Source organism: Halorubrum sp. FL23, assembly GCF_052439115.2.
Lineage (GTDB): Archaea > Halobacteriota > Halobacteria > Halobacteriales > Haloferacaceae > Halorubrum > Halorubrum persicum.
Genome location: NZ_JBQVRO020000021.1, coordinates 1 through 20794, shown reverse-complemented (window position 1 = coordinate 20794; position 20794 = coordinate 1). Strand labels below are relative to the sequence as shown.

Genomic DNA, 20794 nt, shown 5'->3' with positions numbered 1-20794 from the left:
ACACAGCCGAGGTTGCACACCCGAATGGTACGGGTCCCGACACTCGTTAATCTCCCTCTCGAATACCGTCTGCGACATACTGTACCTCGACTACTGAAAGGGGGAACCTGGTCGAAGAGGATGCGATCTGTGGTTACGTACTCTTCAAGCACGGTTGGAGCGACCAGGTTCGGCGGTGGATATATCGGCGCTTGGATGGTAGTGTAACTTGTATGACTTCAGACCGCGTCATCGACCTGCTTCAGAAGGCCTACGGGGACGAGATGGAGACAGTGATGAACTACCAGACGAACGCGATCGTTCTGGACGGAGTTCGTGCCGAAGAGATCAAGCAGAGCCTCCAGCAAGACATCCAAGAGGAACTGACTCACGCCCAGCAACTTGGCAACCGTCTCAAGCAACTGGATGCCCGACCGCCTAGCTCGGCAGAGTTCACCGCTCGGCAGGACTCGTTGCAACCACCCGAGGATTCGACCGACGTGCTTTCGGTAATCCGAGGTGTCCTCGACGCTGAAGAGGACGCTATCGAGACATATCGGTCGATTATCGATGCTGCTGAGGACGCTGAGGATCCGGTCACCGAAGATCTCGCCGTGACAATTCTCGCCGATGAGGAAGCCCACCGAACCGAATTCCGGGGCTTCGAAAAGGAGTATCAGGACGACTGAGCCCCCTCGTCTCAGAAACGAAGCAGGAAGTGTTTCGGGAGCAACATCCCAAAGGTCTCGGCCTGCAGATGATCTATCTTCGGAGATGTGAGGGGGTTATCGGTAAGTCGCGTACTTCGTTATCTGACCGATAGTCCCATCGGTAAACCCGTAGTTTATTAGCACTGATGTGATCGATGAGATATGGCCTCACAACTGGTTCTGGCCTTGCTGACAGGGATCTTCGCTGGGGCCCTGTTCAGTGTGATACAAATACCAATCCCGGCTCCACCTAATCTCCCTGGTGTTCTCGGAATTGTTGGGATTTTCCTTGGATACAAGGGAGTCGAGTGGCTCGGCGTTCGTATTGATATCGTGGAGGTGTTCACGATACTATTCTAAGTGGCGTTAAATGCGTATATTGACATACAGGGCGTAGTGTTTTACAGAACATTTCAGCTGGATTCATTAGCTAACACCACCCACTTGTTCTGCAACCATTGTCCTCAAGCGGTCATCGCTTCACGACCCCGGTCGGAGGCTCTTCGTGCCTTCCAATAGAGGTACGCGAGAACGACGATAAGTGCCGCCTGAAGCGCTTTGTCCACGTACCCGAGCATCGTGAATTCGCCGACGTTTGCTACGTACCAGAGCGGGAACTGTACTGCCGTGTAGACGATTCCCACCAGATAGAGGAGGGATCGTCGATAGTCTAAGAGGAACAATACGGCGGCACCGAGGAACCCGACTCCTGCGAGTGAAACGGGAATCCGTCCTTCGACAAATCCGGCGTACACGTGGATAACTCCGGTTATCAGGACGAGCAATATTGCAAGCCAGTGGGTTGTGGTAAGTGAGTCTGTCTCGGTGTAGCTGCTAACTGTTTGTCCCATGGGTAGTAAACATACTGCGAGCAATTATACTCTACCTCGAATATTTTCGCTACATCCTCAAATTACAGGGACATCGACGGGTCGATGTCCATCCGTACGAGTTCCAGTGCGAACAGCGCCGTCGCCACGACAATCGAAGCTGCCCCGACCAGAACCAGTACTGGTGGTAGATTGAGATAGATCTCCGAGAGGATACCGATGGGCATGAGAAGTCCGACGAGTGCCAAGAGCGAAATCCAACGAGCGCGACCCTGACGTACGGGCAACCACAGAAGCAGTGCCCCGAAGACAATATTGAGGAGCGAGAACAGGTTCCCGTGGGCGTGTGCAAGGCGCGCCTCGAAGTGCGGGCTCACATTTGATCCCGCAATCCATGCCTCACGGCCCGGGGCGAAGTCACGCATATAGATCAGAAAGAACCCGTAGAGCATGAATAAGACCATTACTCCGAGGCCGATTCCGATGTTCCACTTCCCGGTAGCCGGGTCGGACATATGATACGTGAATCACTGGCCATCGACATAGTTATTAGGTGAATTGAGGGAAGGATATCGCTGGAAAAGTGTAGTCTCTGAATTGTCTCAGCGTATTCGACCCCGAGGCGCCAAGTGAGTACGAATATATTCGATATACTCTATGATATCCGTAGGAATTCCTTTCGGGCCTGCCTCCGTATGTGTAACTATGGCACGCCACCCGATTCGGTTCACTCCCTTTCACCTCGCAGGTGCGCTGTTCCTACTCGCCGGTCTCGTATTAGCTGTCTATCACGGCCTCGAGCAGTTCAATCTCGTCCCGCGGGTCGGCTGGGTTTCGTGGAGTCACATTCACTTCGTGACGATCGGCGGCTTCACGCAGCTCCTATTCGGAATGCTCCCCCAGCTTACGGCTCGAAAACTCGAGCGTCCACTGCCTTCGAAGTACTACGACTGGCTGAACTTCGTCGGATTGAACGGTGGATTTCTCCTGCTGTGGTACGGGCGTGGATGGGGTCACACGTGGGCGTTCGATGGCGGACTCATCGCGATCTGGCTCCTCGTCGCCGGGTTGCTGATAGTGATGTTGCGGATGGTTATGCAAAGCGATCGGGCGTGGAACGCGACGACTGGACTATATCTGGTGTCAGTCTTCGTGTTCCTGTGGGGGATCACGTACGCGTACGGCCTGTTTGCCCACGTCTGGCAGGTTCCCGGCGGCTGGCTCGGCTTGCGCGAAGCTCACGTCCACGCTAACGCGTGGGGCTTTCTCGGGCTCGCGGCCATCGGCACGCTCTACGACCTCTTTCCCCGCCTGCTTGGTACCGATCTCTACAGTGAGAGGTTACGGGACTACTCGGCGTGGTTCTTCGTCGCCGGCATCTTTCCGCTGATTACCGGCCCCTGGGTCGGGATGGGGCGGACAGTCACGGCGACCGGGTTGGTCCTCTTCGCGACGGGATTTGCACTGTACCTGTACAACCTCGTCCAGACGTATCGATCGACAGACTCCCGATCGGGTATCGCGTTGTCAGTTCTGGTAGCCCAGTTCTGGATGCTCGGGCCGGCGGGATTCGCACCGTTCGTACTCTTCGGCGTCGAGTGGGTGGATCCGGCGTATATCGAAGACGGCGCACTCCACTTCTTCTTCGTAGGATGGGCGCTCCCGATCGCACTCGCCGGCTTGCTGCTCTACTTTCGGAATCTCCCTGCCCTGAGCGAAGGGGGGTTGGGGGGCAGTACCTCCGTTGATGCGTCTGATCCCCTCCCAGATGGAGTCATCCCGTCGGTGATCTCGACGTGGATGGTCTGGGTGTGGAACATCGCAATCTTGGTGGTTGGCGTCGGCTTCTTCTACCAGGCTCAGTCGTGGTCGGCGTATCTCTTCGGTCCCGGATACACCGCCCTCGTCATCCTGTGGTTCTATGAACTGGCACAGGCGTTCCGCTTGCGTTGGGTTCTCCGGACGGACCCCGAGATGACTACCGACACGAGGGTCTGATACATGAAACAGCAGACCCACCACGGCCGCTCGTCACGTTCATCCGGGAGTGTATCCAACCAAGATGGCATGGGAGCTGATCCGACCCCTGTGTGTACCCACTGGACTGAGATATGACGCTGTACGATTGCATCGCGGACCTCCCGTTGACAATATCGGGTTCGGACCGGACCAGTCGTCGTCGAGAGATGGCAGGCGAGGCAACTCGCGTCACCTCGACGTTCGTCCTGTTGGCGGAAGATGAGTTCGGCGCCGGCGAAGATGTCACCCACGAAGCCGTCGATCATGAGGCGTTGCCAGATACACTGCCGTTCGATTTTGCGGGTGAGTATACGTTCGATGAGTTCTCACAATCGCTCGAAGCCGTCGACCTCTTTCCGACGAAGCCACCCGAGCGCGAAGTCTCGCGGGCGTATCGACGCTGGGCAGTCGAGAGTGCCGCACTCGACCTCGCGCTCAAGCAAAACGACACGACACTGGCGTCCCGATTCGGTCGGGAGCGCTCACCGGTTCGGTTCGTCGTCAGTACTCCGGTCCCGGATGGGGACACGACTCAGGTCGAAGAGATACTCGCGGTTAACCCCACTTGCGAGTTTGCGCTTAAACCGACCGATGGGTGGACCACGGACACTCTCGCGAGACTAGCGGAGACCGACGCAGTTCGCGTACTCGATTTAAGCGAACAGTCCGACGGAAATGATGACAATCAAGCACCGAACCCCCAGCTCTATCGCCAGGTTTTCGAGACGTTTTCCGATGCCATCGTGGTAGATCCTGTCGTCTCCGACGATGTACACGACCTGCTCGCGGCGTACTCAGATCGTCTCTCGTTGGGTGCGTCTGTCCGCAGCACAGCCGACATCCGTGACGCGCCGTTCGAGCCGAGCTGGTGTTGTATCGTCCCCTCGCGATTCGGAACCGTCCGGTCGCTTCTCGAGACTATCGAGTACTGTGCAGAGCAGGATATCAGTATGTACGGCGGCGGGCAGTGCGAGCTCTGTGTCGGACGCGGGCATATCCAACTGCTCGCATCACTGTTCTACCCTGATGGACCAAATGATGTCGCGCCGCGGGCGTACAACAAGCCAACGATTAGAGCGGACCTGATCTCAAGTCCCCTCGAACCACCCGAGGCCCCGACCGGGATGGAGTGGAAGCAACTCGAATTTGAGTAGCGGGCAACGTGTCGAAGAGTTCAGCCGCGTACCGGTAGAGCGCATTTAGCTCACTCTATATCTTTCACGGCGTTCTTGTATCGAGTAATCCAGCAAACCGAACGGTACGTAAGTTCTCTGTACTGACCAGTCAGATGAGTTCTTGAGCGAGTCCTGTCCAGTGTTTCGTAGTGTCTCAGACTCGTGATTCTCGGCGAGCAGTCTTTCGGAGAATTGCCCAGCAATCATACACTCAGTGGCCTGTATACGATTCGACGCCGCTGTACGAGCGAAGCTCGCTCGACGGGCTGGAATCAGATATCAGAATCGTCTCGCAGACCTGGTTCAGACACGACCGCCATGAGTCGATTGAGAACTTCGTTTGTGCACTTCCGCTGGCGTATTTCGAATTCGGTACGCACGACCGCTACGCGGGGTCGACTCACTACGAGATGGACACGCTCTTTCGCGTATTCTTGCTGAAAGAGCTCCACGGATGGGCCCACGAAACCGCACTGATCGAGTATCTCGAGTGCCGTCCAGCACTCTGCGACCAACTGGATCTGGAGACAGTGCCGGACCAATCGACGCTGTGGCGTAGTTGGCACAAACGGTTTCCTGACGAGTTTCGCAGTACAGTCGAGACAGCCGCGCGCACTATCCTTGTCAAAGCTCAGAACGCGGATGTCGCTGTTCCACGCGAACCAGAGCGGCGTCTTCCGTCTCACGATGCGGAAGAGGACGAATTAGAGCTAGAGGATCAAGCTGTCCTCAACGAAGCGGAAACGATCACGGAGCATGTCAGCCGTATCGTCTTCCCGGCACTTTCGCTGGATCGTGGGGACGGCTGTGAAATCCACGAGAACGCCTACTGGGACTTACAGACGTACCTGGGGCTTCGCGAGAGATTGGCTGCTAATGAAGGGGCTCGCAGTTTCGTCTACGAATCGACTCGGGATCGGACGCCGTTGGGCCACGCCCACCGAGAGCATATTCGTGATCTTTCAGTATCAGGGATCCGCAAGATGTACCGACAGGCCGTCAACAGGCTCCTGAACGAAGTCGCGGAGACGGAGCAATTCTTTCGAGCTGGCATCGTCGCTATTGACATCACCGAAGCTGACCCGTTCACCGGTGATAGAACGGGCTACGAAGACGAGATTATCGGCACGAAAGAGAAGACCGACGAGTACGCTTACCAGTGGGCGACAGTCCAATTAGTCGGCAACGCTGTCCCGATCGTGCTTGATGCGCGGCCAGTTCGGAAGGGTGAGTCTCGCTTAGAAATCGTCGAGGATCTCTTGGATTCGGCCGAAGAGCTAGTTCACGTCGACAACGTGCTGATGGATCGAGAGTTCGACAGCCAGCATGTCCTGGAGATGCTCAGCCAGCGTGGACTCTCATACGTCGTCCCGAAACGAATGCAAACCAGCGAGAAAGCGCAGGCAAAGCGCCTCCTCAAACGGGGGAAGAACCGATACGAAACTGACCGGAAATTGCATCTCGGAAAGAACGAGTGGCACGAGACGACGCTGATCTATCGACGGAAAGAGGACTCAGAACACGACGACCATCGACAGTATTCGGTGTTCATGTCGAATTGCGGGAGCGGGCACCTCACAGAGTACGGCTATCGCTGGGAGATCGAGAGCGGCTACAAATCGATTAAGCGGTTCATGGCTGCGACGACATCGAAGGATTTTGGGCTTCGATTCTTCTACTTCGCGTTTGCGTGTCTGCTGTACTCGATCTGGCGAGCCGTCGATTTGCTGGTGCAGGTCGAGTTGACTGGTGAGTACGAGCACTCGCCGATGGTAACGGCAGATAATACACTGACGCTGCTGAAGAGGGAAACTGGAATCGGGTAGTGAGGTGCTCTATTCGGGTCAGCGTGCCGTCTGAGTGGCTACGCTACTGGGGGTCTCGAAAATTCGCCCATATGATTGGAAGTGTGACAAGACTAGCCGCTTGGGGAGCTATCTGAGGCAGTTTCTGCTGACCGAATCGGTCAAATTCACGCATCACAGCCCTGCTAAACCCGGTGTAGTCTCAACTTCCACGGTCGCGCAGTAGTTGAGACGCGTCGTCTCAATGCATATGGAAGCCTGGCGCAGTTCATAAATAGTATGAAGTCGTAGTTTGGGATAGGACGATGGCACGAATTACCGGCTCCTATCCAGACGACCTCGACCTCCTCATCGAGGGTGCTGTCGAGGCTGGTGTGTTCGGGGGCAAGAGCGATGCGTTGCGAGAGTTCGTGCGTGAATACTTCGAGGACCACGAAAACGAACGCATTGCGGCTGCAGTCGCTCTCTACGAACGGGAACGAATTACGCTCGGTGATGCTGCGAGACTTGCCGACGTCGACCGTTGGACGATGCGTGATATCCTCCGTGAGCACGGCGTCGAACTCCGTCTCGGACTCGTCGACGAAGACGACGCAGCCTACGAGGTAGAGGCAGCAAGCGAACTCGAATTCGATGACGAGGACTCGGACGACGAGGAGTCACGCGCGAAATGACAGGTGACGATATCCCACCCAACCCGAGCGTTCTGAACACGACCGTCCTCTCGAATTTTGCGTACATTGACCAGCTGTGGGTGGTTGCAGGACTCTCTGGGATCTGTACGGTTCCAGTCGTTCGCGAGGAACTCGAAGGCGGGGGCGACGACCACCCGTATCTTCAGTCAGCACTCGATACACTCGACGATGAGATTCCAGTCGCGACGATTTCGGACACCGTCGCAAACAGAGAGGCTGTTGTTGGTGGCCATCTCGATCCCGGCGAGGCCCAAGCGTTCGCCTTGGCGGACGCAGCGGACGGCCGCCTACTGACCGACGACGGGGATGCCCGGTCGTTTGCGAAAGATCAGGGCGTGACCGTTGTCGGATCCGTCGGAGTTCTGTTGGCTGCAATCGACGCTGGGAAGATCGATGAAGCGACTGCTGACGAGTGGCTGTCGACGTGGATCGATGAAATCGGGTACTACGTCCCGTATCGAACGATTTCGGAATATCGATGAGGAACTCGCTCGAAGTTCGAAACGCCTGATTAGTGTGACCGTAAACACGTCTATTACCAATGAGTGAAGCCGACAGACGATTGTCAGACGAGAGCGAACAACGGTTTCTGGATCTCTATGCCCATCTGTTGGTGTACGTCAACGAACGGTTCGATGTCATCGAAGGGATCGAAACAGTCGCTGATCTGGAACAGCACTACACTGACGAGCTTCTCCCACTCCGAAATACGCTGTACAACGAGTCAACGACGGACCTGATAGAGGACTTCGTTGAACAGAATCCTCCCGAACTGTCAGAAGCTGATCTCGAACAGGTCGCAGCGTGGACTGATTTCGTCGCCGGAGAGTTCGTCGCCGTTCGCTATCGAGCGGACGATGCGATCTTTCTCGATTGGACAGAACCGCCGAAAGCATACGCAGTCCGGCCGGCTCGGCTGCCGTTCACCGAAGTGTGGGACGAATCTGCACTTCCAGTCCCGGTTTCGAGTGTCGTCCTATTGCCGTTCGAGGACCAGATCGTCTACGATGGATGGATCGGTGTCAAGAACATCATATTCGGGGGCTCGCTCAGTACCGACATCGACGACGAATACGAGGAGGCCAAACATCGTTTCGGCATAATCGACTCGCTTCCAGTACCCGAGGAAGACGAAAAGACGGACGCCGAGGAGTTGCGCTTCTATATGAAGAACAAGCGTAATCGGGAGCGATACGCGTCGGAGATCGAGCAGTTGCGGGAGAGAACCGACGAACTGGAGTGGATTTACCATCAGGAGACGGGGAAGGCTCGAGCTCGAAGCTTGGGTCGAGAACTGCGCGAGTTGGGACTTAACGAAGCCTATGTGGCGATCTACGACGATCGGATCATCACTAGTGCCCCCTCCGAATCTGAGGTTCACGAGCTACTCGAAGAGATTATGCCCGCTGGGAAGGTTGATCACCCCTATATCTACCACTTCGATCCCTGAACGAGAGTCCACAGCCTACGACTGGAGTTGCGTGACAGTCGATGCGATTTCGCTTTTGGACGGTTCGCTTGAGAACTCGAACACTCTGTCTCCGACACCGAAGGCGTATCTCTGGTAGGAGACATCGACGTGAATCCAGCATTCGACATCGCTGTCTGTCGCCTCATACTCGGCTTTACCTGTATTCTGTCCGTGCTTCAGCACATCGAACAGGTACTCTTCGATACGTGGCGAATTCGTGATTCGCAAGAGATGGTCGGCAGCGACGTTGTCCAACACGTCTGCTGGGGTTCCGTATCCTTGGCCGACGAGATAGAACTCGCCGTCGTACTCGTGTGACTCGATCTGAACACGGAGTGCGTACGTCTCAGCCATATCGGTAGTTCCGGAGAGACACGTATCAGACTGTCTGTTACGGAGACTGCCCACCGATGGCCGCGTTGTGAACAAGATTTAGTCTGAATGGGCCACAACCACAGTATATGTCTTTCACCGCCAGCTGGCACACGCTTCTCGAAGAACTCGATGACCTTCCTGAAAGTGCGACGCTCATCACGCCGCTCTCCCATCACCGATTTCGTATTACTGACGTACAGGACGCTCGCGTCATTATCCATTTCGAAGACAGGGATGAGACGCGGCCGCTCCAGCGAGACCAGTTCGAAACGCTCTATCGGCGAATCGAGGACGCCCCCGACGGGTTTGATCTTGATCGTCTCCCGGCAGATGCCGATCCGTATCCTGCGGTGTGGAGTGTCCATCCACGATTCGAGGTTGATGAGGATGCTGGTGTCATCACTCAATCAGAGATCGCGACGGCGACGCAGGTAGTCAACGCGGAACAGGAACCCACGGACGAGGACCGAATTGAACCCGACGGACTGGCTGTCTATTCGGACGCGCTCCTCCTCATTGATGCACTCGAACGTCACGAAGTGACTGATCTCCCTGAATTGGACACAGATGCGCTGGTGAATCTCTACACACTGCTCTCGGATGTCCAGCGAGATGCGAACGACTTCCGCCAGGAGGTCGCAGATGTCCTCCTCGCTCGACTCCATCACGACCGTCCGGTCTCTGGGCAGTATGGCTCTGTCCAGCGGACGAGTCGCCGCAATCGCTCGCTCAAAGACGACGAGGAGGTGTTAGATCGCCTTGGAAACGCTGGTATCGACCGTGAACGTGTGCTGAGCGTCGACCGCTCGAAAGTCGATGAAGCACTCGAAGTGACCACACTCTCTGAATCGGATGTCTACAACATCGAGGAAAGCGAGTACGTCCGGAAGGCAGAGGTCGATGAAGACGTGAAAGAATCTCGGCTCCAGGGGTTGAAAGACCGTCTCGCCGCCAGTGATGACGACGAAGCTGAACAACTTCGAGACGAGATCGAAGACCTAGAGCAGCGTATCGACGACCTCACGAGCTTCCGCACGGGTACGGAGATGCAAAGATGACTGCCTACCGCTTTCGCGTCAAATTCGATCCGGACCCGACATCGCTGTGGCGAGATATCATCGTCGGGGCAGACAGGACGATCGCCGAGTTTCAGTCGGCGATCAACCCCGCATTCGGACTCGATCAGGGTCATCTCTGGTTTGTTGGGGACGATGAGAATTACTGGGACAGCGCAGTCAAATACCAGTGCTTACAGGAGTATGAGGAATCACTTGGTGGCGATCCGGTATTACGCACCGAGCGGATCGAGAACGCGGGTGATGTGACGATCGGTGAAATGACTCGTCAGCTCGGTCTCGAACAGTACGACCGCATCTGCTATCTCTACGACTACGGCGACGAGTGGCGCTTCTACGCTATCCTGAAAGAGATTCTCAGCGAGGAACCGAGTGACACAGAGCCAACAGTCGTGAAAGAGAAAGGCGATCCGATCGACGACCAGTACGAGCCGTCGGGGGCCGATGAGAGCGGCCCTCTTCTGCCTGATCCGCTGTATTCTGTACTTCCAGAAACCGCTGTGCCCGTTGCGGACCTCCGTGAACTGGAGGAGCACGAGGATATCGTCCACGTCATTCCGTTGCTCAGCATCGAAACCGGGTTCGGAGCAGTCTGTGAGCGGTTCGCGATTCAGTTCAAGGAGACAGGATACGTCCTCGAAAATTTTCAGCCGGGGTGGCAGATCGTCGAGGAAGTCGATGGAGCAAACAAGCCCGAAGAAGAACTCCTCGCCGCGCTTGCGGACGCAGTTCGCGAGTGGCACGCTGAGATCGCGGAGATCTCGGGAGCGATGACGGGACAGCACTTCGGCGAGGAAACTGTCAAAGCGATGCACGTCGAACTGGAAGCCGAACTCGAACGCAAAGGGTACGGCCACCTGTTGTAGTAGTCGTCTAGCCCTCTGTTGATCTGGACGAATTCTTGTGCGTGTCCTACTGACTATCCCGTAGTGGCTTCGACTCCTGTCTCTCGTCGCACGGTCTTTCGAAGCATCGCTCGACAATCGTACGTCGAGTGGCCGGCGTATGATTCGACACCACTGTATGACCGAACGTCGCTCGCGGGACTGGAATCAGATGTTCGGACGATTTCGGAGACGTGGTTCAGCCACGAGAGCCACAACTCGGTCGAAAAATTCGTCTGTTCGCTGCCGCTCGCTTACTTCAAATTCGAGACCCATGACCGCTATGCGGGATCGACGAGCTACGAGATGGACACCCTCTTTCGAGTGTTCATGTTGAAAGAACTCCACGGATGGAACCACGAGACAGCACTCGTCGGATTCCTCGAGTGCCACCCTGAATTGCGTGAGCAACTCGGACTCGAGAGCGTTCCGAATCAGTCGACGCTCTGGCGTAGCTGGCACGAGCGCTTCACGGGTGAGTTACGCGAGACGGTTGAGACGGCTGCCCAGACGGCCCTGATCAATGCCCAAAACGCGGGTGTGAGCGTTCCGCGTGACCCGGACAGGACGCTCCCTCAGCGAGGAGACAGTACCGGAGACTCCGATCCGGACGAGCAGACCGTGCTGGAACAGGCGGGAACGATCACGGATCACGTCAGTCGCGTTGTCTTCCCGGCGTTCTCGATGGATCGCGGAGAGGGTTGTGAGATCCACGAGAATGCCTACTGGGACTTACAGACCTATCTCGGCCTCCGCGAGAACTTAGCTGCCAATGAGGGGGCTCGGAGCTTCATCTACGAGTCGACGCGTAGTCGGACACCTCTGGGGCACGCCCATCGTGATCAGATTCGTGACCTCTCGATAGCGGAGATTCGTGAGATGTACCGTCAGGCCGTGAAACGGCTATTGGATGAAGTCGCGGAGACAGAGCAGTTCTTCCGAGCCGGAATCGTGGCCATCGACATCACTGAAGCTGAGCCCTTCACCGGTGATAGAACAGGTCACGAGGATGAGATCATCGGGACAAAAGAGAAGACCGACGAATACGCCTATCAGTGGGCGACCGTCCAGCTCGTCGGTAATGCGGTCCCGATTGTCTTAGACGCAAGGCCGGTGCGGCGTGGCGAGAGTCGGCTGGAAATTGTCGAGGATCTACTTGACTCGGCTGAGGACCTCGTCCACGTCGACAGCGTGCTGATGGACAGAGAATTCGACAGCCAACACGTCTTGGAGATGATTAGCCAACGCGGGCTCACGTACGTCGTCCCAAAGCGGATGCACACGAGCGAGAGAGCCCAGGCGAAACGACTCTTGAAGAGTGAGACAGATCGATACGTGAACGACCGTAAGCTCCACTTGGGCAAGAATGAGTGGCACCAGACGACGCTCGTATACCGTCGAAACGAGAATTCTGAACACACTGACCACCGGCAGTATTCGGTGTTCATGTGCAACGGTAATGTGGGACTGCTGAGTGAGTACGGCTATCGCTGGGAGATCGAGAGCGGCTACCGGAGCATTAAGCGGTTCATGGCCGCGACAACCTCGAAGAACTTCGTACTGCGATTCTTCTACTTCGCGTTCGCCTGTCTGCTGTACTCAATCTGGCGGGCCGTCGACCTCCTCGTGCAAGTCGAGTTGACGGGTGAGTACGAGCATTCCCCGATTGTGACTGCGGACAATACGCTCACACTGTTGAAGAAGGAAACTGGAGTCGGGTAATCGCCGATATTGAGCCAGTGAGAACAGGAGTAACGAGCGGCAGCGCTGTTCTGATCTCTTCAAATACGCAGTTCTAGTTGGGATACTAACTGGAAGTGGTGTCCCGGCCCGAGTGTGAACCGTGTCAAGTTCGGTGGTTCGGCTGATATCGTGCATACCAGCGGTGCTATAGCCGCCGTAGTCTCAACTTCCCACAACCGCCAGAGACCGCATCAATCGCTCGACGAACAAACGCCAGCAGAAGCCGTGCTTAACTAGACAGTGCCGCCGCTTCCTTGATCTAACGTAATCGGATCATAGAACCGCTGTACGTACCGATTATCCTCTGATCTACCACGGACTGCAACAGCGCCCGACAGTGCCATCGCCGAGGGCGCCACCACCAGTCGCCGAGCTCGCCGCCCGGTCGGCGTCGATGGCCGCCGGGATCGAGACCGGCGCCGATGCCTCGGGCGTGCGTCTCCCGCCGAGTTTGTCACCCCCGGAAGGGGTGCGGGGCGCGCCGAATCGGCGTTGCCTCGATCAGGTGAGACCGATGACGACGAGTGAACCCTACGAGCGTACGTTCGATGAAGACGTCCAGCGTGGTACAACTGAGCCGTGTCCAGAATGTGGGGGCTCGGTGCGAACGAATGCGGTCGAAACCGTGTGTACGGAGTGTGGCCTCATCATCGACGAGCAGTCGATCGACCGTGGGCCGGAGTGGCACCGCGACGACGCCGAGACGGCGAAACGAACTGGGGCGCCACTCACCCCGGCCCGACACGACCGCGGACTGTCGACGGTGATCGGCAGCGGACAGGACGCGAGGGGGACTGCCCTCTCGAGCGAGAAGCGTCGACGCCTCGCGCGGATGCGTCGCGAACAGTCCCGTGGCCGATGGCGGTCCACGAAGGAGCGCAACCTCGGGCATGGACTCACGGAGATTCGGCGGATCGCGAGCGCACTCGGCCTCGCGGATTCAGTGCGTGATCAAGCCTGCCAGCTGTTCCGGACGGCACAGAACGAACGACTGCTCAAAGGCCGATCAATCGAGGCGATGGCGGCCGCGAGCGTCTTCGGCGCCTGCCGGTGCAACGGGGAGTCGTGGCTCATCGACGATGTGGCGCCGATGGCGCAGGTCGGACAGAACCGCGTCGAGAACGCCTACACGGTGCTCAACGAAGAGTTGGGGCTGCCGACCCCACCAGTCAGCCTGGACCAGTTCGTCCCGCGACTCGCGTCCGACCTCGGCTGCACGGACGTTGTTCGACGCCGGGCAGAGGAGCTCGTTGTGCAGGCCGTCGACGCCGGCATCACGACCGGCGTGCATCCATCCGGATTCGCCGCCGCCTGCCTGTACATGGCGGCGTGTGTCCACGACGCGCCGTTGACGCAAGCCGATGCCGCGGCGGCCGCCGGGGTGACCGTCGAGACGATCAGGAGCCATCGCGATCGGCTGCTCTCCATCGTAGAATAGAGAGCTCGTATAGCCGTTAGGTTGCCCGTCAAGCCCATATATGAGTGTGGTAAAGTAATGGGTAGAGAAAGTATGAGTGAATCAGAGTCTGAAAAAGTCGTCTCGGTATCCTCTCGCGGACAGGCGACGATCCCGAAAGAGTTTCGCGAGGAACTAGGGATCGATACTCCCGGCCGGGTAAAGTTCGTTCGCACCGACGAAGGGGAGGTCATCGTTCGTCCCATTCAGTCGGCCACGGACCTTCGCGGCATCTTGGCGGGAAAGACCGACGACCAAGGGAACTCGGCAGTCGAACGGCTGCGTGAGGAACGAAAACAGGACAAAGCTAGTGACGAGGAGCTGCAGGAGCGGTATGTCGGTCGCGATACTGAGGATACGAAATGACAGCAGCACGTGAGCATCCCGACACTATCGTTTTCGACACGGAACCGCTAGTTGCGTACTTCTGTGATGAGCCGGGTAGTGACACCGTCGAAACCTACATCGAAGCGGTAGAAGGATCGGCTGATGGCTATATCTCCGCGATCAACCTCGCTGAGGTCCATTATGTCGTCCGCGCTATCGACAGTGAAGCCCGTGCCGACGCCATCGTCAACGTCCTTGAAGAAACCGGGATACGGCAAGTCGATACCGAGGAGACGTGGCCCAGTGCAGCCGACTTCAAATTGCGCTACTCGCCAGCACTTGGCGATGCGTTCGCGCTCGCAACCGCGAACCAAGTCAGCGGCATGCTACTCGTCGGTGCCGATGACGATTATGACGACGTTGACGACGTACCGATTACGCGCTTCCGACCGGAATCAGCGTAGCAACCAACCTGATCGACGCAGACATCGTAAAGGCCCCGGGTTCGCGTGGCGTGTCTGTCGGCGCTGGGAGGCGTGCGGCGCGCGACAGTAAGCGCGGCGTGACTCACCATGCTCCTGCCGACAGTGACGGAACAGTGATCCGTGATGCCGCGGTCTCGACGACGCGATTGTCGCCGCGGCGCCGACGAGCATGGCGACCGGCGTCTATCTGGCGTTGATGCCGCTGACCGTCGGTCGCCTTGCAACCGTCCCCGACGGCGAACTCGCGGACATCAGGCCGAACGATCGGCCGATCGCGACTACGAACTCCGCGTTCGAGCAGATACCGAACCGGGAGAACGGGGCGCTCACGGAGTTCGTTTAGACCGAGCAGTACGAGTTCGGTGAGTTCGTTTTGGCTCGTTCTATTCGTTCACCTCGTTTCGATTCCGGAAGCGGCGGAGCCCCGGTACGTCGTCGACCGGGGTCAGAACAGGCCGGGAACCAGAACGTACGTCAGCAGCATCCCGAACAGGCCGGCGAAGACAGCGAACAGCGCCATCGGGATGATCGCTTTCCGCAGGAGGTCGCCTTCACGCCCAGTGATTCCAACGACACCACAGATAGCGGCCACGTTCAACACCGAGACCATGTTTCCGAGGCCGCCGCCGACGTTCTGCAGGCTGACGGCGATCACCCGGGAGACGCCGACCGTCTCGGCGGCGTTGTACTGGAGTACGCTGAAGAGGATGTTTGAGGACGTGTTGCTCCCCGTCATGAACGAGCCGATAGCGCCGATCCACGGCGAGATGAGCGGGAGCAGGCCGCCGGCGCCCATCGCGAGCGCGCGGCTGAGTGCCTCCATCATGCCGAGGAGGTCGGCGGTGTTCGTCTGCGACTGAATCATTATCTGCGTCATCGAGACGGCGATAATGAGCGTGAGGGCGGCCGGAGCGATCTGCTGGATCGACCGTCGCCACGCTTCCCCCATCTGTGTGGTGTCCATCTTGTGAAGGAAGCCAGTGAGGATCGCGATGGGGATGAACGGCATCGTTCCGGGGAGATAGAGGTACTGAAGAGTGTATCCGAGTTCAGTACCGAGGATCGAGTCGAGTCCGACGGAAAAACTCTGGATCCAGTCGAGGACGGCGACGCCGGCGACCGTGAGGTCCGGCCACCGCGTGACGAGCAGTGCGAGCGCAACGAGCAGGTACGGGGTCCACGCCAACAGCACAGACATCTCCTTTTTGGGTTGGTCACGGGACACCTCGTCAAGATCGAGGCCGCCGAGCCACGTGTCGCTCCATGTCGATTCCTCGGGGAAGTCCCACTGGTCATCAGGGATGAGGATATCGTTTTTTGCGAGCAGGAGACCGATGCCGAGCACCACGAACCCTGCGGCGATATCGGGGAGTGCAGGCCCGACGAACCACGCGATTACCAGCTGTGTGCCACCAGTGACGACGCCAAGCAGGAGCGCGAACGGCGCGATGGGGAGAGTGCTACGCACGGCGGTTCCGATGCTGCGTTCACCGTCACCGTTCCCGAACCAGTACGTCAGGAAGAACACGCCGAGCAGTCCCCAGAACACGTACGTCACTCCCGTGACGACGCCAGTCCATGCGGAGACCATCGAGAGGAACTCGGATACACTCACCGACCCGGACAGCGCTGGGTCGATGACGGCACCGGTGCCGCCGATGACAGGCGTGCCGGCGGCACCGAACGGCGGGTTCGGGGCGTTGAAATAAAGCCCGAACACCGCAGCGGCCAACGGGGGGAATCCGAGGCCGATGAACAGCGGTGCGGCGAGTGCTCCCGGTGTCCCGAACCCGGCTGCACCTTCGATGATGGTCATGAACCCGAGACCGATGAGCAGCACCTGGATGCGCCGGTCTTCTTCGATCTGCCCGAAGTACCACCTGATCGTAGCAATGGCGCCACTCCCCTCGAGGTAGTTCATCAGGAGGATCGCCCCGAAGACGATGAGGATGATGTCGACGGCCTGCAGCGCGCCGTAGACGGCCGAGGCCACCAACCAGGTGGGCTCCATACTCCAGTACGTGAGTCCGATTCCGGCCGCGAGCAGCCACCCGACACCCATTGCGCGGGCAGCGGACCACCGGAGCCCAGCGAGCAGTACGAACGCGACGCCGATCGGGACGACGCCGACGAGAGCCAGTATGAGAACATTAGGCATGGTTGGAACTCTCCACTATTGGGCCATCGCATAACCAGCCATATGTAACTTACTTTCTGCATGATATGTACCTGCAAATACGGCCGGATCGGGCGATTATCCATAACGAAAGAAAATCATGGTCGGGCCGGAGAGGAAACACCCATTAACTGTTGGTACAATTTTTTGGGACATGTCAGCCGAGCCAATTGCGACCTTCGAGTCGTCACTCGACGAAGTCGGCGTCGAACTCGTGCGAACCACGGCCGACGAGTTCGCGTCGACGCTTTCACCCCTGCTCGACGCGCCCACAGTCGGCACCTCACTCCCCTTCGAGACCGTCTCGCTGCCGGACAGCGTCGAGACCGATCCGTCGATCGCGGACCTCGAGGCCGCGGCGACCGGCGTCACTGCTGCCGGCTACGGCATCGCCGACTACGGTTCGGTGATCATCCAGGGCGGTACCGACGGTGAGGAGCCGGTGAGTCTCTACGCGGACGAACACGTCGCCGTCGTCGCCGCCAGCGACGTACTCCCGGACATGGACGCGACGTTCGACCAGCTCGCCGAGGACATCCGGAACGGCGTCGGACAGTCCATCATCGCGACGGGGCCGAGCGCAACCGCAGACATGGGCGCGCTCGTGACGGGCGCTCACGGCCCGATGGATGTGACGGTCGTACTTCTGGAGGGCAAGTAGATGAGCGCCGACACCCGCCGGCAGAAGGCCGAGCGCATCCGCCATCTCCTCGACACCGAGGGCGACGCCGTCCACGAGAACACCCAGGTCTTCAACGAGGGCCGGTACGAGTCCACCGCGAATCTCGATGACTACGACGAGTTGAAAAACGAGGCTCGTGCCATCAAGGAAGACGCCATCGAACGCCTCCCTGAACTGATCGACCAGGTCACCGAGGCCGTCGAAGCCAACGGCGGCAGCGTCTACGTCGCCGACGACGCCGCCGACGCGAACCGATACATGGAGGAGGTCGTCGACGGCCGCGACGTGGTGAAGTCAAAGTCGATGACCAGTGAGGAGATCGAGGTCAACGAGTCGCTTGAGGCACGCGGCGGGGACGTCTGGGAGACCGACCTCGCAGAGTTCGTCCTCCAGGTCGCCGACGAGGCCCCCTCACACATCGTCGCCCCGGCGATCCACAAGTCCCGCGAGGAGATCGCAACCCTGTTCAACGAGGTGTTCGACCCCGAGGAACCCTTGGAGACTGCCGAGGAGCTGACGCGATTCGCTCGTGAGTACCTCGGCGAGAAGATCCTGGACGCCGAGGTCGGGATGACGGGCGCGAACTTCGTTACCGCGGACACCGGCACGCTCGCGCTCGTCACGAGTGAGGGGAACGCCCGCAAGTGCGTGCAAGCGACGGACACCCACGTCGCAGTCGCGGGTGTCGAGAAACTCGTCCCGAGTGTCGAGGATCTCCAGCCGTTCGTCGAACTGATCGGGCGGTCCGGGACCGGCCAGGACATCACCTCCTACGTCTCGCTGTTCACCCCGCCGAGTGACTCCCCCACGTTCGGCGGGAACGAACTCGAATCCGGCGACGACCGCGAGTTCCACCTCGTGCTCATCGACAACGGGCGGATGGAGATGCGCGAGGACGATCAGCTCCGTGAGACGCTGTACTGCATCCGGTGTTCGGCGTGTGCGAACTCCTGTGCGAACTTCCAGCACGTCGGCGGCCACGCCTTCGGTGGCGAGACGTACTCCGGCGGCATCGCCACCGGCTGGGAGGCCGGCGTCCACGGCGAGGACAGCGCCGCCGAGTTCAACGACCTCTGTACGGGTTGTAGTCGGTGTGTGAACCAGTGTCCGGTGAACATCGACATCCCGTGGATCAACACGGTCGTCCGAGACCGCATCAATCGCGGGAAGGACGGCGACCTCGACTTCCTCGTGGAGGGGCTCACCCCGGACGAGGAGCCTGGTGGGGTCGACCTCCAGAAACGGCTGTTCGGGAACTTCGACACGCTGGCGAAACTCGGGTCGGCGTTCGCACCGCTCTCGAACTGGGCCGCACGGACCGGTCCCGCGCGCTCGCTGCTGGAGCGAACTCTCGGCGTCGACAGCCGCCGCGAACTCCCGGAGTTCGAACGTGAATCACTCGTGGAGTGGTTCGAGAAGCGGGGGCCACGCGTCGGTCGCGACGAGGCACGCCGACAGGTCGCGCTCTACCCCGACGCGTACACGAACTACGTGCGCACGGAGCGCGGGAAGGCTGCCGTCCGCGTCCTCGAGGCGCTCGACATCCGCGTCGACGTTCCGCCCGCAGGCGAGAGCGGGCGCGCCCCGCTCTCACAGGGGATGGTGTCGACGGCCCAGTCCAACGCCAACGCCGTCTACGACGCGATCGCGCCCGCCATCGCGGCAGGTCACGACGTCGTCGTCATCGAGCCGTCAGATCTCGCGATGTTCCACCGCGAGTACGAACGGCTCCTTCCGGAAGACGACTACGCCGCGCTGCAGGAGCACAGCTACGAACTCATGGAGTACGTCTACGGCCTGCTAGAGAACGGGGCGGACATCGATGTACTCCCTGGCGGCGGCGACGAGCGGATCGCTTACCACAGCCACTGTCAGCAGCGGACGCTCGATCTCGAACCGTACACGGTGGCGGTGCTCGAAGACTGCGGGTTCGACGTGACGACCTCGGACGTGGAGTGTTGTGGAATGGCTGGAAGCTTCGGCTACAAGTCCGAGTACTACGAGCTCAGCGTGGACGTTGGCGAGACACTCGTCGATCAATTCACCACGGAAGACACCGCGGACCGTACTGTCGTCGCCAGCGGGACGTCGTGTCTCGAGCAACTCGACGCACTCCTCACGCGCCGGCCCGCACATCCGGTACGGCTACTCGATACACAGTAGTCCGGCCCGGATGAGAGGTCGCTATAGGGTGTTCCGGCGGCAGTAGTCTTCCCTTCCAGAGCTGTTCGGTCGGGGAGAGCGGGATGATTAGTGTGCTGTCACACTAACCGTTTCGCGCGGTAGCCTTCGTTTCTGGCAGGAGTAGGAACCGGAGCGACGCTGAAAGCAAGATGTCGGGGAAGCAAGCGAACATTCCTGCATGGACCTGCCAAGAACTCAACGGATGTGCTTTCTTCGACGCCCCGCCCGGTACCGAGACTGGCGAGGCCCATACCTAGGGACAGGACGAACGGGTCAGCCATCCGATCTGTGTCGACTGTGCGATCCAGACGGAGCCGGATCCCGACGAGTGCGATCACGTCGCCTGTGACGGCTGTGGGCTGGTTGTCGACACGCTCGCAGCGCTCACGCGATTCCGGGTGGAACTCGGGCATCTGGAAGGCCCGTTGCAGCTGTGCGCCCGTTGTAGTCCGGGCGGGCTCGCGACGTACTGGACGCGTGATCTCGAGGAACATCTCGTCGCGACGCCGGCAGAGTGACCCAAACACTCTTTACTGTTTCGCTGGCTTTGTTGAAATCCTCTTCTTCAAACATTTCTCATGGTGTGATTAATTCAGAGAGGTCGTTTACCTCCCAACAGTCAGAGTCATCAATCCGATTGTAGGGCTCAAGTTCGATGGAATAATAAATCGCTCTACTTATAGAATGTATTATGCGGAGACGAGCCCTCCTCGGAACCTCTG

21 protein-coding genes and 1 pseudogene are annotated in these 20794 nt (G+C 58.7%); 18 read left to right on the top strand and 4 right to left on the bottom strand.

Annotated features, from left to right (window positions below; all coding sequences use genetic code 11):
• The first annotated feature begins 212 nt into the window (after positions 1-212).
• Complete coding sequence (locus ACT4MF_RS16930; protein ID WP_211087981.1) at positions 213-668, top strand: ferritin-like domain-containing protein; 456 nt, start codon at positions 213-215, stop codon at positions 666-668.
• 183 nt (positions 669-851) lie between these two features.
• Positions 852-1049 (top strand): XapX domain-containing protein, encoded by a 198-nt coding sequence (locus tag ACT4MF_RS16925; protein ID WP_211087982.1) that lies wholly within the window; start codon positions 852-854, stop codon positions 1047-1049.
• 104 nt (positions 1050-1153) lie between these two features.
• Here ACT4MF_RS16925 and ACT4MF_RS16920 read toward each other — a convergent pair whose 3' ends face one another.
• Together ACT4MF_RS16920 and ACT4MF_RS16915 are read right to left on the bottom strand one after the other, a co-directional pair.
• Positions 1154-1540 carry a DUF7475 family protein gene (locus ACT4MF_RS16920; RefSeq protein WP_211087983.1) on the bottom strand — a complete coding sequence of 129 codons (387 nt, stop codon included), beginning with the start codon at positions 1538-1540 and terminating at the stop codon, positions 1154-1156.
• 62 nt (positions 1541-1602) lie between these two features.
• Complete coding sequence (locus ACT4MF_RS16915; protein WP_211087984.1) at positions 1603-2034, bottom strand: hypothetical protein; 432 nt, start codon at positions 2032-2034, stop codon at positions 1603-1605.
• Positions 2035-2224: 190 nt separating this feature from the next.
• On the opposite strand from ACT4MF_RS16915, the gene ACT4MF_RS16910 reads away from it, so the two are divergent.
• The 6 genes from ACT4MF_RS16910 to ACT4MF_RS16885 all read left to right on the top strand — a co-directional run bounded on the left by ACT4MF_RS16910 (position 2225) and on the right by ACT4MF_RS16885 (position 8663).
• Positions 2225-3517, top strand: coding sequence for a hypothetical protein (locus ACT4MF_RS16910; RefSeq protein WP_211087985.1), 1293 nt, complete (start codon positions 2225-2227; stop codon positions 3515-3517).
• 113 nt (positions 3518-3630) lie between these two features.
• The gene (locus tag ACT4MF_RS16905) at positions 3631-4692 is read left to right on the top strand and encodes an enolase-like domain-containing protein (RefSeq protein WP_425351005.1); all 1062 of its coding nucleotides are present in this window, start codon (positions 3631-3633) and stop codon (positions 4690-4692) included.
• Between the two features lie 170 nt (positions 4693-4862).
• Entirely contained in the window at positions 4863-6539 is a 1677-nt protein-coding gene (locus ACT4MF_RS16900; protein ID WP_211087987.1) for a transposase, read from the top strand.
• Between the two features lie 284 nt (positions 6540-6823).
• Positions 6824-7192, top strand: a complete 369-nt coding sequence (locus ACT4MF_RS16895) for a UPF0175 family protein (protein ID WP_444683508.1) — start codon at positions 6824-6826, stop codon at positions 7190-7192.
• Complete coding sequence (locus tag ACT4MF_RS16890; RefSeq protein WP_444683507.1) at positions 7189-7695, top strand: PIN domain-containing protein; 507 nt, start codon at positions 7189-7191, stop codon at positions 7693-7695. Before ACT4MF_RS16895 ends, ACT4MF_RS16890 begins: the two co-directional genes overlap by 4 nt.
• A gap of 59 nt (positions 7696-7754) precedes the next feature.
• Complete coding sequence (locus ACT4MF_RS16885; protein ID WP_444683506.1) at positions 7755-8663, top strand: hypothetical protein; 909 nt, start codon at positions 7755-7757, stop codon at positions 8661-8663.
• A 15-nt stretch (positions 8664-8678) separates the two neighbouring features.
• Here the strand turns inward: ACT4MF_RS16885 and ACT4MF_RS16880 are convergent, their stop codons facing one another.
• Positions 8679-9038: a hypothetical protein gene (locus ACT4MF_RS16880; RefSeq protein WP_444683505.1), complete on the bottom strand. Its 360-nt coding sequence runs from the start codon at positions 9036-9038 to the stop codon at positions 8679-8681.
• A gap of 107 nt (positions 9039-9145) precedes the next feature.
• On the opposite strand from ACT4MF_RS16880, the gene ACT4MF_RS16875 reads away from it, so the two are divergent.
• The 7 genes from ACT4MF_RS16875 (at position 9146) to ACT4MF_RS16845 (ending at position 15373) form a co-directional block, all read left to right on the top strand.
• Entirely contained in the window at positions 9146-10117 is a 972-nt protein-coding gene (locus ACT4MF_RS16875) for a DUF7983 family protein (protein WP_444683504.1), read from the top strand.
• Positions 10114-11001: a DUF7964 domain-containing protein gene (locus ACT4MF_RS16870; RefSeq protein WP_444683503.1), complete on the top strand. Its 888-nt coding sequence runs from the start codon at positions 10114-10116 to the stop codon at positions 10999-11001. Before ACT4MF_RS16875 ends, ACT4MF_RS16870 begins: the two co-directional genes overlap by 4 nt.
• A 63-nt stretch (positions 11002-11064) precedes the next feature.
• Positions 11065-12741, top strand: coding sequence for a transposase (locus ACT4MF_RS16865; protein WP_444683502.1), 1677 nt, complete (start codon positions 11065-11067; stop codon positions 12739-12741).
• A gap of 535 nt (positions 12742-13276) precedes the next feature.
• On the top strand, positions 13277-14200 hold the full coding sequence (locus ACT4MF_RS16860; protein WP_444683501.1) for a transcription initiation factor IIB: 924 nt from the start codon (positions 13277-13279) through the stop codon (positions 14198-14200).
• A 72-nt stretch (positions 14201-14272) separates the two neighbouring features.
• Positions 14273-14584 carry an AbrB/MazE/SpoVT family DNA-binding domain-containing protein gene (locus ACT4MF_RS16855; protein WP_010904211.1) on the top strand — a complete coding sequence of 104 codons (312 nt, stop codon included), beginning with the start codon at positions 14273-14275 and terminating at the stop codon, positions 14582-14584.
• On the top strand, positions 14581-15009 hold the full coding sequence (locus ACT4MF_RS16850) for a PIN domain-containing protein (protein ID WP_012289748.1): 429 nt from the start codon (positions 14581-14583) through the stop codon (positions 15007-15009). Before ACT4MF_RS16855 ends, ACT4MF_RS16850 begins: the two co-directional genes overlap by 4 nt.
• A 190-nt stretch (positions 15010-15199) precedes the next feature.
• Complete coding sequence (locus ACT4MF_RS16845; RefSeq protein ID WP_010904209.1) at positions 15200-15373, top strand: hypothetical protein; 174 nt, start codon at positions 15200-15202, stop codon at positions 15371-15373.
• 102 nt (positions 15374-15475) lie between these two features.
• Here the strand turns inward: ACT4MF_RS16845 and ACT4MF_RS16840 are convergent, their stop codons facing one another.
• Positions 15476-17188, bottom strand: a complete 1713-nt coding sequence (locus tag ACT4MF_RS16840; RefSeq protein ID WP_012289747.1) for an L-lactate permease — start codon at positions 17186-17188, stop codon at positions 15476-15478.
• Positions 17189-17360: 172 nt separating this feature from the next.
• On the opposite strand from ACT4MF_RS16840, the gene ACT4MF_RS16835 reads away from it, so the two are divergent.
• The 3 genes and pseudogenes from ACT4MF_RS16835 to ACT4MF_RS16825 all read left to right on the top strand — a co-directional run bounded on the left by ACT4MF_RS16835 (position 17361) and on the right by ACT4MF_RS16825 (position 20590).
• The gene (locus ACT4MF_RS16835; RefSeq protein ID WP_012289746.1) at positions 17361-17867 is read left to right on the top strand and encodes a LutC/YkgG family protein; all 507 of its coding nucleotides are present in this window, start codon (positions 17361-17363) and stop codon (positions 17865-17867) included.
• Positions 17868-20051, top strand: coding sequence for an LUD domain-containing protein (locus ACT4MF_RS16830; RefSeq protein ID WP_010904206.1), 2184 nt, complete (start codon positions 17868-17870; stop codon positions 20049-20051).
• Positions 20052-20221: 170 nt separating this feature from the next.
• Positions 20222-20590 (top strand): annotated as a pseudogene (locus ACT4MF_RS16825) (DUF7558 family protein).
• The last annotated feature ends 204 nt before the right edge of the window (positions 20591-20794 follow it).

Bases quoted from the DNA above. Each gene is read 5' to 3' on its own strand.
- ACT4MF_RS16915 (WP_211087984.1), bottom strand. From the start codon at position 2,034: ATGTCCGACCCGGCTACCGGGAAGTGGAACATCGGAATCGGCCTCGGA.
- ACT4MF_RS16885 (WP_444683506.1), top strand. From the start codon at position 7,755: ATGAGTGAAGCCGACAGACGATTGTCAGACGAGAGCGAACAACGGTTT.
- ACT4MF_RS16855 (WP_010904211.1), top strand. From the start codon at position 14,273: ATGAGTGAATCAGAGTCTGAAAAAGTCGTCTCGGTATCCTCTCGCGGA.
- ACT4MF_RS16840 (WP_012289747.1), bottom strand. From the start codon at position 17,188: ATGCCTAATGTTCTCATACTGGCTCTCGTCGGCGTCGTCCCGATCGGC.
- ACT4MF_RS16875 (WP_444683504.1), top strand. From the start codon at position 9,146: ATGTCTTTCACCGCCAGCTGGCACACGCTTCTCGAAGAACTCGATGAC.
- ACT4MF_RS16860 (WP_444683501.1), top strand. From the start codon at position 13,277: ATGACGACGAGTGAACCCTACGAGCGTACGTTCGATGAAGACGTCCAG.
- ACT4MF_RS16925 (WP_211087982.1), top strand. From the start codon at position 852: ATGGCCTCACAACTGGTTCTGGCCTTGCTGACAGGGATCTTCGCTGGG.
- ACT4MF_RS16895 (WP_444683508.1), top strand. From the start codon at position 6,824: ATGGCACGAATTACCGGCTCCTATCCAGACGACCTCGACCTCCTCATC.
- ACT4MF_RS16850 (WP_012289748.1), top strand. From the start codon at position 14,581: ATGACAGCAGCACGTGAGCATCCCGACACTATCGTTTTCGACACGGAA.
- ACT4MF_RS16890 (WP_444683507.1), top strand. From the start codon at position 7,189: ATGACAGGTGACGATATCCCACCCAACCCGAGCGTTCTGAACACGACC.
- ACT4MF_RS16880 (WP_444683505.1), bottom strand. From the start codon at position 9,038: ATGGCTGAGACGTACGCACTCCGTGTTCAGATCGAGTCACACGAGTAC.
- ACT4MF_RS16930 (WP_211087981.1), top strand. From the start codon at position 213: ATGACTTCAGACCGCGTCATCGACCTGCTTCAGAAGGCCTACGGGGAC.
- ACT4MF_RS16910 (WP_211087985.1), top strand. From the start codon at position 2,225: ATGGCACGCCACCCGATTCGGTTCACTCCCTTTCACCTCGCAGGTGCG.
- ACT4MF_RS16830 (WP_010904206.1), top strand. From the start codon at position 17,868: ATGAGCGCCGACACCCGCCGGCAGAAGGCCGAGCGCATCCGCCATCTC.
- ACT4MF_RS16920 (WP_211087983.1), bottom strand. From the start codon at position 1,540: ATGGGACAAACAGTTAGCAGCTACACCGAGACAGACTCACTTACCACA.
- ACT4MF_RS16870 (WP_444683503.1), top strand. From the start codon at position 10,114: ATGACTGCCTACCGCTTTCGCGTCAAATTCGATCCGGACCCGACATCG.
- ACT4MF_RS16835 (WP_012289746.1), top strand. From the start codon at position 17,361: ATGTCAGCCGAGCCAATTGCGACCTTCGAGTCGTCACTCGACGAAGTC.
- ACT4MF_RS16905 (WP_425351005.1), top strand. From the start codon at position 3,631: ATGACGCTGTACGATTGCATCGCGGACCTCCCGTTGACAATATCGGGT.
- ACT4MF_RS16845 (WP_010904209.1), top strand. From the start codon at position 15,200: ATGGCGACCGGCGTCTATCTGGCGTTGATGCCGCTGACCGTCGGTCGC.